The sequence below is a fragment of the Sulfitobacter sp. EhC04 genome, assembly GCF_001650875.1.
In the GTDB taxonomy this organism is placed as follows: Bacteria; Pseudomonadota; Alphaproteobacteria; order Rhodobacterales; family Rhodobacteraceae; genus Sulfitobacter.
This window is the reverse complement of the sequence record NZ_LXYI01000008.1, coordinates 1-12,596: the sequence shown is the minus strand read 5'-3', so window position 1 is coordinate 12,596 and position 12,596 is coordinate 1. Positions and strand designations below refer to the sequence as shown.

General features: G+C 62.1%; 11 protein-coding genes and 1 pseudogene. 6 read left to right on the top strand and 6 right to left on the bottom strand.

Translation table 11 applies throughout. The features are described 5' to 3' along the window. Positions 1 to 42 precede the first annotated feature (42 nt). From A8B82_RS02925 to A8B82_RS02910, 4 genes are all read right to left on the bottom strand, one after another. Complete coding sequence (locus A8B82_RS02925; protein ID WP_067288008.1) at positions 43 to 618, bottom strand: cob(I)yrinic acid a,c-diamide adenosyltransferase; 576 nt, start codon at positions 616 to 618, stop codon at positions 43 to 45. After that, complete coding sequence (locus A8B82_RS02920) at positions 618 to 824, bottom strand: twin transmembrane helix small protein (RefSeq protein ID WP_067288006.1); 207 nt, start codon at positions 822 to 824, stop codon at positions 618 to 620. The genes A8B82_RS02925 and A8B82_RS02920 overlap by 1 nt, the downstream gene beginning before the upstream one ends. Positions 825 to 879: 55 nt before the next feature. After that, complete coding sequence (locus A8B82_RS02915) at positions 880 to 1,710, bottom strand: SDR family oxidoreductase (RefSeq protein ID WP_067288005.1); 831 nt, start codon at positions 1,708 to 1,710, stop codon at positions 880 to 882. 62 nt (positions 1,711 to 1,772) lie between these two features. Next, complete coding sequence (locus A8B82_RS02910; protein ID WP_067288003.1) at positions 1,773 to 2,408, bottom strand: SH3 domain-containing protein; 636 nt, start codon at positions 2,406 to 2,408, stop codon at positions 1,773 to 1,775. 193 nt (positions 2,409 to 2,601) lie between these two features. Between A8B82_RS02910 and parC the strand changes: the two genes are divergently transcribed. The 3 genes from parC to A8B82_RS02895 all read left to right on the top strand — a co-directional run bounded on the left by parC (position 2,602) and on the right by A8B82_RS02895 (position 7,373). Next, positions 2,602 to 4,920 (top strand): DNA topoisomerase IV subunit A, encoded by a 2,319-nt coding sequence (parC, locus tag A8B82_RS02905; protein WP_067288001.1) that lies wholly within the window; start codon positions 2,602 to 2,604, stop codon positions 4,918 to 4,920. A 93-nt stretch (positions 4,921 to 5,013) separates the two neighbouring features. Continuing rightward, on the top strand, positions 5,014 to 6,282 hold the full coding sequence (locus A8B82_RS02900; RefSeq protein WP_067288633.1) for a DUF898 family protein: 1,269 nt from the start codon (positions 5,014 to 5,016) through the stop codon (positions 6,280 to 6,282). Continuing rightward, positions 6,279 to 7,373 carry a M48 family metallopeptidase gene (locus tag A8B82_RS02895; RefSeq protein WP_067288000.1) on the top strand — a complete coding sequence of 365 codons (1,095 nt, stop codon included), beginning with the start codon at positions 6,279 to 6,281 and terminating at the stop codon, positions 7,371 to 7,373. Before A8B82_RS02900 ends, A8B82_RS02895 begins: the two co-directional genes overlap by 4 nt. Positions 7,374 to 7,379: 6 nt before the next feature. Here A8B82_RS02895 and A8B82_RS02890 read toward each other — a convergent pair whose 3' ends face one another. Both A8B82_RS02890 and A8B82_RS02885 read right to left on the bottom strand, forming a co-directional pair. After that, positions 7,380 to 9,887, bottom strand: coding sequence for a toll/interleukin-1 receptor domain-containing protein (locus tag A8B82_RS02890; protein ID WP_067287998.1), 2,508 nt, complete (start codon positions 9,885 to 9,887; stop codon positions 7,380 to 7,382). Between the two features lie 81 nt (positions 9,888 to 9,968). Then, positions 9,969 to 11,336 (bottom strand): cytochrome P450, encoded by a 1,368-nt coding sequence (locus A8B82_RS02885; RefSeq protein WP_067287996.1) that lies wholly within the window; start codon positions 11,334 to 11,336, stop codon positions 9,969 to 9,971. 131 nt (positions 11,337 to 11,467) lie between these two features. Here A8B82_RS02885 and A8B82_RS02880 point away from each other — a divergent pair, with 131 nt between their 5' ends. The 3 genes and pseudogenes from A8B82_RS02880 to A8B82_RS24455 all read left to right on the top strand — a co-directional run. Continuing rightward, positions 11,468 to 12,049 (top strand): hypothetical protein, encoded by a 582-nt coding sequence (locus A8B82_RS02880; protein ID WP_235604606.1) that lies wholly within the window; start codon positions 11,468 to 11,470, stop codon positions 12,047 to 12,049. A 118-nt stretch (positions 12,050 to 12,167) separates the two neighbouring features. Continuing rightward, positions 12,168 to 12,331 (top strand): annotated as a pseudogene (locus A8B82_RS24460) (GTP-binding protein); the annotation flags it as partial. Positions 12,332 to 12,333: 2 nt separating this feature from the next. After that, the coding region (locus A8B82_RS24455; RefSeq protein ID WP_235604605.1) for a GTP-binding protein at positions 12,334 to 12,596 on the top strand (263 nt) is incomplete at both ends.

The following is a 12,596-nucleotide window of genomic DNA, read 5'->3' as shown; positions in this document are numbered from 1 at the left end:
CGCGTTCTGACGTGTTAGCGCTGGCATTTGGTCATCCAGGCCTCAGTCCCGGTTGGCACCCGGCACCCAGAGCACATCATCCTTGCCACCGTTGTTCGCCATGCGCGCGGCGACAAAGAACCAGTCACTGAGTCGGTTGAGGTATTTTACAGCCGCGCCGTTCACCTCCTCCTGCTCTGCCAGCAGAACAGTCAGACGTTCCGCCCGGCGGGCAACGGTACGGCAAACGTGCAATTGCGCGGCCAGCGCGCTGCCGCCCGGCAGGACAAAGCTGCGCAGTGGTTTCAGTTCGGCGTTCATCACGTCGATTTCCTGTTCCAGCCGGTCCACCTGGGCCGGGGTCATCCGCAGGGGCGGGTATTCGGCCTTGTCGTCCGATGCCATGTCCGGTCGGCACAGGTCGGCACCCAGATCGAACAGGTCATTCTGAATACGGCCGAGCGCCTTGTCGGTTTGGCCTTTCGCTTCCAGCCGTGCCACGCCGACAAAGCAGTTCAATTCGTCGCAGGTGCCATAGGATTCCACCCGCGCGCTGTGTTTGGTCACACGGTCGCCATTGCCCAGTGCGGTCGTCCCGGCATCGCCGGTACGGGTATATATCTTGTTGAGTACAACCATCAGCCTGCTCCTCCACGTAGCCAAATGAACCCCAGGATCAGCAGAACCGCGATGAACTGTGCGAGGATTCGCAGGCGCATCAGCTTGTTCGAATTGCGCTTGTTGAATTCGCCGCCACCGGCAAAGCCACCGAGGCCGATCAACAAGATGACCGCAACGGCCACGACGGCCAGAAGCACAACGATGAACAGAGGGTCTTCAAACATGATCTTTCCCTTTCGTTGGGTCGGGATGTAGCGGCAGAGGCCCTGAACGCAACCTTTATCCTGCCCCCATGACCCGGTCCAGCAGGGCTGTGGGCAACAGGCGGCGCAGCATGCCCGCGAAATAGGTTGGTGTCGTGACATAGTATCGCGGCCGCGGGCGGGCGGCCTCACAGGCATGAACAAGGCGCTTCAAAACCGCTTCAGGACCCAGCTCAAACCGATCCGGCCCGGACGATTCGTAGAGCCGTTTCAGCAGGCTTCCACGGTACTGTGCCGCGCGAGGCGAGGCTTCCCAATTGATCCAGCGTTCGAAATGCGGGATCGAATTGACCCTGATCCTTGAGGTCACCGGCCCCGGCTCGATCAGGCAGATGTGCAGTCCGGTGCCGTGCATTTCGAGGCGCAGTGTATCGGTCAGCCCTTCCAGCGCGAATTTCGTCGCACTATAGGCCCCTCGCCAGGGAATCGTGACCACGCCCAGCACGGAAGAGCATTGCACGATCCTGCCATGACCCTGCGCCCGCATCACCGGGATGACCGCACGGGTCAGGCTGTGCCAGCCAAAGAAATTGGTCTCGAAGATGCTGCGCAACCCGTCTGTCGGCAGGTCCTCCACCGCGCCGGGCAGGGCGAATGCCCCGTTGTTGAAAAGCGCATCCAGCGTGCCACCCGTTGCGGCAAGTACTTCGCCCAGTGCTTGCCGGATGCTGTCCTCATCCGCGTAGTCGAGGCGCGGCGCCTCGAACCCCTCGGCGATCAGGCGGTCGCAATCTGCCTGTTTGCGGCAACTGGCGAACACCCGCCAGCCCCGCGCGCGCATGCCATGGGCGCAGGCCGCGCCGATGCCGGTGGAACAGCCGGTGATCAGGATGGAACGTGCCGACATGAAAAAGGCCCCCGTGGTGGAGGCCCTTCTTTGCGCGCGGCGGATGCTTTGGCAAGCCGGGGTCAGCCCCCGGTCAGCAGGAAATCCGCCATCCAGCCTTCGGGGCTGCCATCGAGCGGCTGCATTTTGACCCAGCCGTCGCCGTTGTCCAGAACGACGCGCACAGCGTCACCTTCGGCAAGTTTGGTCACAACGCCAAAATCGGTGCCGGGACCGCCGCGCACGTTCACACGGTTGCCGGAGACAATGCGAATATCCCCTTCTGCGGTCGAATAGGCTGCGGTGCTCAACCCATCGTTGGGGTTGATCAGGCTGGGAATGATCGCAGGTGTATCGGCGCTGGATGTCAGACTGCCGACGTTCTGCGGCACACCGCTATCGTTGACAGAGTCGACCGCAGCGGCGACTTCGGGGGCGACAGTGTCGCTGTCGTCCAGAATATCACTGATGGCGGTCAAATTCAGCGAAACCCGCGTCACGCTGTCATCGGGGTCGTTCAGTGGCGGATCAGTGTCAACGAAAGCGGTCTTGGTGCTTCGCTGTTCTGCGGCATCGGTGATCGCCGTCTGCTCCTGAACCTGCGGTGCCGGGTTCATGCGCGCAATCTGAACGCTGCGCGGTTCAAAGTCCGCACCGCCGCTCATCTCGTAGAAAGCCCAACCCAAAAACCCGAAACTCAGTAAAATAAATCGCTTCATGACACTCCCCAATGTACACGCGTTACAACACTAACACATAAGTCAGGCATTTGGGTTCCCTACTTGAAAATTAATCCGGGCGTACCGGGGAAAAAGCAAATTCCGGTCCCCCGTGACGCATCTGCCGCAATGTGGCGCAATGCAGGCATTCCAGCGCTTGCCGCCCAAGCCACCCTTGGATAGAAAGCCCTCCATGTCAGATGTAACCGACCCCCCTCAGGCGGACCCGAACAATGTGTCCGAACCGCTGCGCCGCGCGCTGGGCGACAGGTATCTGACCTATGCTCTCAGCACGATCATGCACCGTGCGCTGCCCGATGCGCGGGACGGGCTGAAGCCGGTTCACCGCCGCATCCTTTTTGCAATGCGCGAATTGCGGCTGGCATCGACCGGTGGATTCCGTAAATCGGCCAAGATTTCGGGCGATGTGATGGGCAACTATCACCCGCATGGGGACGCCGCGATCTATGACGCGATGGCGCGTCTGGCGCAGGATTTCAACGTGCGTTATCCGCTGGTCGACGGCCAGGGCAACTTTGGCAATATCGACGGCGATAATCCCGCCGCCAGCCGCTATACCGAGGCGCGGATGACCGCCGTTGCCGAGGCGATGCTGGAAGGGTTGAACGAGAACGCTGTCGATTTCCGCGAGAATTATGACGGCACCCTGACCGAACCGGCGGTGCTGCCCGCGCAGTTCCCGAACCTGCTGGCCAACGGGTCGTCGGGCATTGCCGTGGGGATGGCCACCAACATTCCGCCGCATAACATCGCCGAACTTTGCGATGCCTGCATGCACATGATCAAAGTGCCCGATTGCCGGGATGATACCCTGCTCAACTTTGTGCCCGGCCCCGATTTCCCCACCGGGGGCATCATCGTGGAACCGCCCGAGAACATCGCGCAGGCCTACCGCACCGGCAAGGGCGGCTTTCGCCTGCGCTGCCGCTGGGAGGTGGAGGACCTTGGCCGGGGTCAACGGCAGATCGTGGTCACCGAAATCCCCTATCAGGTACAGAAATCCAAGCTGATCGAAAAGATCGCTGAGCTGATCCAGACCAAGAAGATCCCGATTCTGGGCGATGTGCGTGACGAATCCGCAGAAGACGTCCGTATGATCATCGAACCGCGCTCGCGATCCGTGGACCCGGATGTGTTGATGGGAATGCTGTTTCGCAATTCCGATCTGGAAGTGCGGTTTTCGCTGAACATGAACGTGCTGATCGACGGCGTGACGCCAAAGGTCTGCAGCATGAAGGAAGTGCTGCGCGCCTTCCTCGATCATCGCCGGGAGGTGCTTCAGCGTCGGTCCACCCACCGGATGGAAAAGATCGACCATCGGCTTGAGGTGCTGGAAGGTTTCATCGTTGCCTTCCTGAACCTTGACCGCGTGATCGACATCATCCGCTATGACGAGGATCCCAAGGCGGCGCTCATGCGCGAGGACTGGGGCAAGACCCACGTCCGCGCGATGGATGAAAAGGACTATGTCAGCCCCGCGCCCGGCGAGGGCGAATTGTCAGAGGTGCAGGTCGATGCGATCCTGAACATGCGCCTGCGCTCCCTGCGGCGTCTGGAAGAGCTGGAGCTGCTGCGCGAGCAATCCGAATTGATGGAAGAGCGCGCAGGGCTGGAGGATTTGCTGGAAAGCGAAGACCTGCAATGGGACAGCATCACCGAACAGCTGCGGGCCACCAAAAAGCAATTCGGCAAGGACTGGATCATCGACGGCGTCGATTGCGGCAAGCGGCGCACGGACTTTGCCGAGGCCGGTGTGGTGGAGGACGTGCCGATCGAGGCGATGATCGACCGCGAGCCGATCACGGTTGTCTGTTCCGAAATGGGCTGGATCAGGGCCATGACCGGCCATATCGACCTGACCCGCGAGCTGAAATTCAAGGATGGCGATGGTCCGCGTTTCATCTTCCATGCGGAAACCACGGACAGGCTGCTGGTCTTTGGCTCAAACGGGCGGTTCTACACGGTTTCGGCGGCCAGCCTGCCCGGCGGGCGCGGCATGGGCGAACCCCTGCGTTTGATGGTGGACCTGCCAAACGAGGTGCGCATCGTTGATCTGTTCATTCACCAGCCCGACCGCAAGCTGCTGGTCGCCTCAACCGCTGGTGACGGGTTTGTCGTGCCGGAGGTGGATGTGGTGGCCCAGACCCGGAGCGGCAAGCAGGTGCTGAACGTGCGGGGCGATGTGAAGGCATTGGTGTGCAGGCCCGTGACCGGGGACCGCGTGGCAGTGGTGGGCGAGAACCGCAAGGTGCTTGTTTTCGGTCTGGACGAGCTGCCTGTAATGGGCCGGGGCAAGGGCGTGCGCCTGCAAAAGTACAAGGACGGCGGCCTGTCGGACGCCACCACCTTTGACAGTGTCAGCGGCTTGACCTGGCTTGACCCCGCGGGCCGCACCCGGACAGAGATCGCATTGACCGAGTGGACCGGCAAACGCGCCTCCGCCGGTCGGATGGCCCCGCGCGGCTTCCCCCGTGACAACAAGTTCACCTGATCCGGGCCGCCTGGCATGAGCGATACCGCTGTGCCAGACAGCCCTTGGGCCGCCGCTCCGCAGGCGGCACCGGCGAAGCCCCCGGCAGGTGGCATGCAGGTTGAATTCGTTGGCCGCCGCTGGTCGCTGTTCTGGCTTGCGCTCAAGACCGGTTTTTTCACCATCCTGACCCTGGGATTCTATCGCTTCTGGATGAAAACGCGTTTGCGGCGCTGGTACTGGTCCGCAATGCGGCCCGGCGGGCATCCGTTGGAATATGTCGGCGACCCGCTGGAAAAGCTGCTGGGCTTCTTCATCGCGGTCGTGGTGCTGACCTTTTACATCGGCATCGTGAACCTGCTGCTGATGTTCGTCAGCTTTTCGGTCTTCAATTCCTCCTGGGTTGGATACATTGCCAGCTTTGGCGGCGTTATCCCGATCTGGTTTTATGCCCGATACCGCGCCCGGCGCTATGTGCTGGCCCGGACCCGCTGGCGTGGCGTGCGATTTGGCCTCGAAAAAGGCGCATGGGGCTATGCCGTGCGGGCGCTGGTGCACTGGGCGGTGACGATCCTGACGCTGGGCGTCCTCTGGCCCCGAATGACATTCCTGCTGGAAAAGTACCGCACGGACAGGACATTTTTCGGCTCTTCGCGACTGGTGCAGGGCGGGCGATGGCCGATGCTTTATCGTGCGGCGGTGCCGCTTGTCACGGTGGTGGTTGGCGGCGTGGCACTGGCCCTGTGGATATTGGTGATAGACCCGATCAGCCCGGATCTGCTGGCCAATCCGGGCGCCATGCCGTCGCGGTTCGTGACAGCGCTGCAACTTGGCCGCTGGCCGCTCGCCTGGCAGAACCCGGAGCGGCTGTGGGCGATCCCGGTCATTCTGGCGGGGCTCGTCTATGGCGCGATCCATTACCGTTGGGTGGCCAAGCGCATCATGGCCAACCACAAGGCCGCCTATGGCGTGACCTTTGCCTCGCGCCTGCAGGGGCCGCGCATCGCGATGATCTATACTTTCGGTATGTTCATTTCCTATGCGGTGCTGGTGATTGGTATCAGTATTCTGGTGTTGTTGAGCATTTCCATGTACGGCCCGCTTGCTTGGCTGGAAGCGACCAATTCCGCTGGGCTTGGCGGTTTCGGCGACCTGCCGCGCTGGCTGTCCTTCGGCATCCTCGGGGTGATCTACCTGTCCGTCTTTCTGCTGTGGGGCGTGCTGCATAACACCTTTGTCACCTTCCCGATCATGCGCCACATGGCGCGCACCACGACCCTGCCGACCACGGCGGGTCTGCATGCGATCAGCCAGCGCGACCGCGACGCCTTTGCCGAGGCCGAAGGCTTTGCCGAAGCGCTCGACCTGGGGGCGGCGATATGAGTATCGGGTTTGACGCCATGGGGGCTGCATTTTTCGAAGGCGACAAGCCGGTGGCAGAGGAGATCAGCCTGCACATCGCCTCGGGGGTTCTCCAGATCGGGTTGGACGATGGCCGCATCCTGCGCTGGCCCGTGACCGACGTGCGGCAACTGCCCGATACCGCCGGAAAGAAGGGCGCAGTGCTGCGGCTGAAGGATGATCCCCTTGCGCGCCTGTTCGTGACGGACACCAGCCTGCTGACACATCTGCCGCACCGGTTTCGCCGAACGCCGCCGAAGGGGCGCGGCAGGCTTCTGGCCTGGGCCGTGGCGGCGGTTGCGGCGGTGGCGTTGCAGATTGGTGTCCTGATCCCGCTGCTGGCCGACAACATGGCAACCTACATTCCGTCCGCAGGTGAACGGGCGCTGGGCGAGGCAACCTTTGGCCATATCCGCGAGGCACTGGATGATACCGGCCTGAACCCGGTGCCGCTTTGCGAGGCACCCGATGGGGTGGCTGCGCTGGAAAGGCTGGTGGCTCGCCTGGACGCGCCGACGGATGGTGTGGCGCAGGTCAATGTCGCGGTGCTGGATCATCCGATGGTCAATGCCTTTGCGCTGCCGGGCGGCTTTGTCGTGTTGTTTCGCGGGTTGATCGAGGCGGCAGAAAGCCCCGATGAGGTCGCGGCGGTGCTGGCCCATGAGATCGGCCATGTGGTCAGCCGTGACCCCACGCGCCATGCCTTGCGGTCTGCCGGGTCCATCGGTGTGCTGGGATTGTTGTTTGGCGATTTTGCAGGCGGTGCGGCGGTATTGTTCCTGACAGAACGGCTGATCGCTGCGCAATATTCTCAGGAGGCCGAGGCCGGGGCGGACAGGTTCGCCCATGACGTTCTGGCGCGCGCCGGGGTCAGCCCCGCCGCGCTGGGTGACATGTTCGAGAGCTTTCGCCGCAAGTACGGTGATCGCGATGGCGTGGCAGCGCATTTCCTGAGCCATCCGGCCCTGGGCACCCGCATCGAAGCGGCGCGGGCGGCAGTTGAAGCCGGGGCTGAGTATAACCCGGCGCTGAGCGCGGAAGATTGGTCCGCCCTGCGCGGGATCTGCGACTGACTCGTCTCAGAAGGCCGCCTCTACCTCGCCCATCAGGGGGTGGGTCAGCCCGATCTTGCGAAATGTCTCAAAGTCCTGCTGTACGACCATTTCCCATGGGTCACCGTCGATCTCTGTGCCCCGTTCGGCAAGAAAGATCTCTTTCGCGGCGTCTGTCTTGTCCTGAAACATCAGCGCATAGGCCAGATGGGCCGCAACCCGGCGGTTGTCGGGGGCTGCCTCCAGCGCCTCGCGCGCAAGGGTTTCGGCCTTGTCCAGTCGTGAGAACAGCACATCCCCGAAAGAGACAATCGCCGCCTGTTTGGCGAAAAGATCACCGGCCACCCGCAGGTCATCGGCAAGATCGCTGTCTTGCGGAAATGCCGTCACCACGGTGCGCGCATGGCTCAGCATCTCGCGATAGCCTTGCAGGGCGGCGTCGTAGTCTTTCCTTTCCTCCTGAAGAGCGGCGATTTCATAGAGACTTCCCGTGACGGCGCGCTGGGAACCGGGATCGTGGGGCAGCAGCTCTGCCGCGCGCCTGCGCCAGTCCAGCGCCTTTGCATGATGTTGCGCGGCACTTCCCGGATCATCTGTCTGATGGGCGTGGGTTCCAAGGCCGGAAAACACCATTCCAAGATCGCTTGCATAGGTCGGATTGTCAGGCTGTTCCGCCGCCAAATTGCCGAAAATCTCACCCGCCGCCTCAAAATGCGTTTTTGCGGCTTCCGGGTTGTCCATGAGTTCGGCAAGCTGCGCCAACCGCATTTCGACCTTGCCCAGATCGTATTGCCACCGCAACTCGGTGGGTGAGATCAGAACGAGACGTTGGATGATGTCGCGTCCCTGTTCGAAATACGTCTTTGCCGCCTCATAGTCGCCGGCGTTCTGGTCCGCTGTTCCGATATTGTTCAGGCTGACCGCCAGATCGCGCTGCCAGGCACCGTTCTGAGGGTCTATTTGTACCATGGCCCGTGCCAGGTCGAGGCCCCTGTCGAGATACGCCCGGCTTAGATCAGTATCGCCCAGTTCGCGCGCAATATCTGCCAGTGCGTCCAGCAAGACAGCGGCATCGTGTTTGAATGTGACGTTATCGGGGGCCAGCGCGACAAGGCGCTCGCGAATTTCGAGCGCCTGTTGCAGCAGATCCCGGGCAATTGAGGGTGTATCGCGTGCCTGTGAGAGACCGGCCAGCGACCCCAGGCTGGCGGCATATTCGTTCTGCCAGTCCGGGTTCGCCGGATCCCGCTTTATCAGTGCAGCCCGCAATTCGTGGGCTTGCGTGAACAGGTCCTCAGCCCTGGTCAGGTCATTCTCGCCCAATGCGATACGGCCCAACTTGTCCAGAATGCCTGCGGTGCCAGCCCCATGACGGCCCAGCGACGGGTCCACGTCATCCAGCACCAGGGACAGATCAAGTGCCGCCGTGTAATGCTTCCGCGCCTCGGCAGGATTTCCTTCGGCAATCGCAAGATCGCCGAGCCGCGCTGACGTGACCCCAAGGGCATGTTGGCGCCCCGTGTGATCCGGCGTTTCCGCAAGCAGTGCCATCTGCTTGTTCCGTGCCTCCTGATACGCCTTGCGCGCCGATTTGAGGTTGCCTGAAAGGTAGAGGGCATCGCCAACCTGTGCTTGCGCCATGGCGTCGTTGTCCCGCAAGAGGCGATCATGGGGAAAGTTCTGTATCAGGTTGGCGTGCAGGTCCTGGGCCTGCCCCAATATCTTGCGCATCGTCTCTGCGGGGACTGGGACAGACGAGAATTCTTGCGCGAGGTCTGACAACAGAGCGCCAGAGGCCTCTGTCGCGGTGCGCAGGGCAGCTTCGGCATTGCGTTCGCCTTCTCGTGCCGCGTTGCGCTGGGTCCAGCCGAGGACGCCCAGAACGCCGACAACAATCAGGGCCGCGACCGCGCCAGAGGCTGTGCTGCGCTGACGCCGGGCCGCAGCCCTTTGGCTATCCAGGATAAATCGACGCTGTTCGGCTGTAGGCTGCGGCGTGTCTTTTGGTTGCCCTGCCAGCCAATTCTGGGCGGCTTGCAGTTCGGCCCCGCGCAGGGCCTGCGCGCGTGGCCGCGCCGCCGCACTCCAACTGTGGGCCAATGCGGCAAGGCGCGTGTGTTCCCTGATCCAGTCGATATCGCTGCCGATTGCCGACCTTATGCTGTCTATCGCGGTGGTAAGATCATCGTGGTCGGTTGCATAGATGTGGTTCAGTCCTGCCAGAGCTGGCGGCAGCTTGCCGTCCACGTGATCCACAACCACGGGGATGATGCGCTTGTTCAGGCCGTCGGCGAGCCCTAGCTGCCAAGCACAGTCCTGCGATTCCGCCGATCGGGGGCTGAGGGCAAACAGGATCATATCGCTTTCGCGGATCAACTTTTCCAGTCGGGGTCGCGATTCCTGCTTGGGCAAGTCGTCTTCCGTATCCAGAAAGACCGTGAGGCCGGGTTCATCCGCGAGGGAGCGGCACAGTGTTGCGACCTTTTCCTGGTCCTTGGGGGAATAGGAAATGAAAATTCTTGTCTCTTCCGACATTTTGCCTGCACCCGTTTGCCCAGCCGCATCTTGCGACGGGGCCCCAACGAAAGCCAGCGATGATCCTGACGGTCGGGCCGATCAGGTCACTGCCTGGGTGCCCAGCGGTTTCGCCGTCATCCAGACACCGCCCTCGGGGCGAAGGGTCAGGATCATCACCGGTTTCGGTTCCTTGCCCGCGACGGGACTGAATTCGAATCGCGACAGCAGGGTCGCCAGAACGATCACCGCCTCTTGCAGGGCAAAGGATGCGCCGATGCAGATGCGCGGCCCGTCACCGAAGGGCAGATAGGCGTAGCGGTCGATGGCCTTGCGGTCGGCAAAGCGTTCCGGGTCGAAGCGGTCGGGATCATCCCACAGCAGCTCGTTGCGCCCCAGGGCATATATCGGGATCATCACCGTATCGCCCGGACGAATTTCCCGACCGCAGAGTGTATCGCTTTTCTGTGCGGTGCGCGAAATGATCCCGGCGGCGGGGTAAAGGCGCAGGGTTTCGTCGATGATCATGCGGATGTATGGCAGGTTTTCGACATCGTCGCCGGTGCAGGCGCGGCCCTGCAACACCTCCTGCACCTCTTGGCGGGCGCGTTCCTGCACCTGCGGGTCAAAACCCATCAGATACATCGCCCATGACAGGGTCAGGGCCGTTGTTTCATGCCCGGCCACGATGAAGGTCAGCAGGTTGTCGCGCAGTTCCGAGGTGGACATCTGCCGCTTCGTCTTGGGGTCGACGCCCTCCAGCAGCAGGTCGAGCAGGTCCGGTACGCCCTCATGGCCGCGTTTCGCGCGGGCCTCGATGGCGCTGTCGGCCATGGATTTCATTTCTTTGAGTGCCGCACCCGACATGAGGCGGCCAGGGCGCGGCACCCAGTCGGGAAAGCCCAATACGTCGAACAGGCTGATCTTGCCCGCCTCGGCGATGTAATCGTCAATCGCGCCATGCACCTTGTCGCGGTCAAAGGTGTCGCCGCCCGAAAAGGTCACATCACCGATCACGTCGAATGTCGTTGTGACCATTTCGTCCAGCATGTTGACCGCGCGGGGGCCTGCGCCCTCGATCCGGGCCACCGTGCGTTCAGCGGCGGCGGTCATGATCGGCGACAGGTTCATCACGTTGCGATGGGAAAACACCGGCGCGGCCGCGCGCCGCTGCCAGCGCCAATGCGCACCTTCGGCGATGAACAGGCTTTCGCCAATGGCGGGTTTCAGCAGGTTCTTGGTCACCAATGACTTGGGGTAATCCTCCAGCCGGTCCAGCAGCACTTCGCGGATTGCACCGGGGTCCATCACCATGTGCCAGCGCTTGCCTGTCTTGCCCGAGACCATGGGCTGTCGCGTCGCGATGTCCGGGATAATGCTGAGCACGTTGCGTCGCGCCTCTGCGAGGCTCTTGAAGATGCCCCAGGGTTCGGTGACCAGCGGCACGCGGACGGGCAGGGTGGTGGACATGGGGAACCTCCTTGGACCTGTTGGGTGATAGATAGGGGGTGCGGCACCATTCGCCAACGTGGCAATTGATTGCACCGGCGGCAACCATCGGGTATCGCCTGTGAAAGCACGGTGCTGGAAGAGGTAAACAGATGATCCGCGTACTTGCCCTATTGATGTCCGTGGCATTTCTGGCCGCCTGCAATGGCGCGGCTGACCTGAACAAGGCACCGGTGCCACTGGGGGATTTCAGCCTCCTGCACAATATCGCAGTTGCCCCGAAGGCCGTGAAAGGCCCCCTGAGCCGGGAAGTCAGCAAGGAACAGCTGACCAAGGCCCTCACCGATGCCACCGCAGAACGCTTTGGCCGGTACAACGGCAGCCGCGACTATCATTTCGGGATGAGCATCGAGGGATATGTGCTGGCGCAGCCCGGTATCCCGCTGGTGTTCGCGCCCAAGTCGATCCTGATCGTGAACCTCACGGTCTGGGACGATGCGAAAAACCTCAAGCTGACCGAGAAGCCGCATCAGATCACGGTTTTCGAATCCTTCGATCAGGGGCCGGTTGTGGGGTCGGGCTATACCAAGTCCGCCGAAGAACAGCTCAAGAACCTCAGTCAGAATGCGGCGAAGTCGATTGAAAGCTACCTCGTGAAGCAGAACCGGGAAAAGGGTTGGTTCAGCGCAGGCCCCGGTACGGGCGCTCCTGTCGCCGAAGAAGTCGGCGGCTAGGGCAGGGCCGCAAGTCGGTGCGAAGTCGCGCTTGATTTTACTGGCAAGACCCAATACATCGCCCGCCAGATAGGACCGGGCCGATGCGGCCCCTCAATTCAAAAAGGGTGCTACCACCATGGCAAAGGCAAAGTTTGAACGTAACAAGCCGCACGTTAACATCGGCACGATTGGTCACGTTGACCACGGCAAGACGACCCTGACAGCGGCGATCACGAAGTATTTCGGTGACTTCCGTGCGTATGACCAGATCGACGGCGCGCCCGAAGAGAAGGCCCGCGGNNCAGGTGGGCATCCCCACGATGGTTGTCTACATGAACAAGGTCGATCAGGTGGACGACGAGGAGCTGCTGGAGCTGGTGGAGATGGAGATCCGCGAGCTGCTGTCCTCCTACGAGTATCCCGGCGACGACATGCCCGTGATCCCCGGTTCCGCGCTTGCCGCCATGGAAGGCCGCGACCCCGAGATCGGCGAAAACTCGATCCGCGCGCTGATGAAGGCCGTTGACGAGTTCATCCCGACGCCTGCGCGCGCCGTGGACCAGCC

Coding starts and splice junctions, on each gene's coding strand:
- A8B82_RS02925 (WP_067288008.1), bottom strand. CDS start 618: ATGGTTGTACTCAACAAGATATATACCCGTACCGGCGATGCCGGGACG.
- A8B82_RS02920 (WP_067288006.1), bottom strand. CDS start 824: ATGTTTGAAGACCCTCTGTTCATCGTTGTGCTTCTGGCCGTCGTGGCC.
- A8B82_RS02915 (WP_067288005.1), bottom strand. CDS start 1,710: ATGTCGGCACGTTCCATCCTGATCACCGGCTGTTCCACCGGCATCGGC.
- A8B82_RS02910 (WP_067288003.1), bottom strand. CDS start 2,408: ATGAAGCGATTTATTTTACTGAGTTTCGGGTTTTTGGGTTGGGCTTTC.
- parC (WP_067288001.1), top strand. CDS start 2,602: ATGTCAGATGTAACCGACCCCCCTCAGGCGGACCCGAACAATGTGTCC.
- A8B82_RS02900 (WP_067288633.1), top strand. CDS start 5,014: ATGCAGGTTGAATTCGTTGGCCGCCGCTGGTCGCTGTTCTGGCTTGCG.
- A8B82_RS02895 (WP_067288000.1), top strand. CDS start 6,279: ATGAGTATCGGGTTTGACGCCATGGGGGCTGCATTTTTCGAAGGCGAC.
- A8B82_RS02890 (WP_067287998.1), bottom strand. CDS start 9,887: ATGTCGGAAGAGACAAGAATTTTCATTTCCTATTCCCCCAAGGACCAG.
- A8B82_RS02885 (WP_067287996.1), bottom strand. CDS start 11,336: ATGTCCACCACCCTGCCCGTCCGCGTGCCGCTGGTCACCGAACCCTGG.
- A8B82_RS02880 (WP_235604606.1), top strand. CDS start 11,468: ATGATCCGCGTACTTGCCCTATTGATGTCCGTGGCATTTCTGGCCGCC.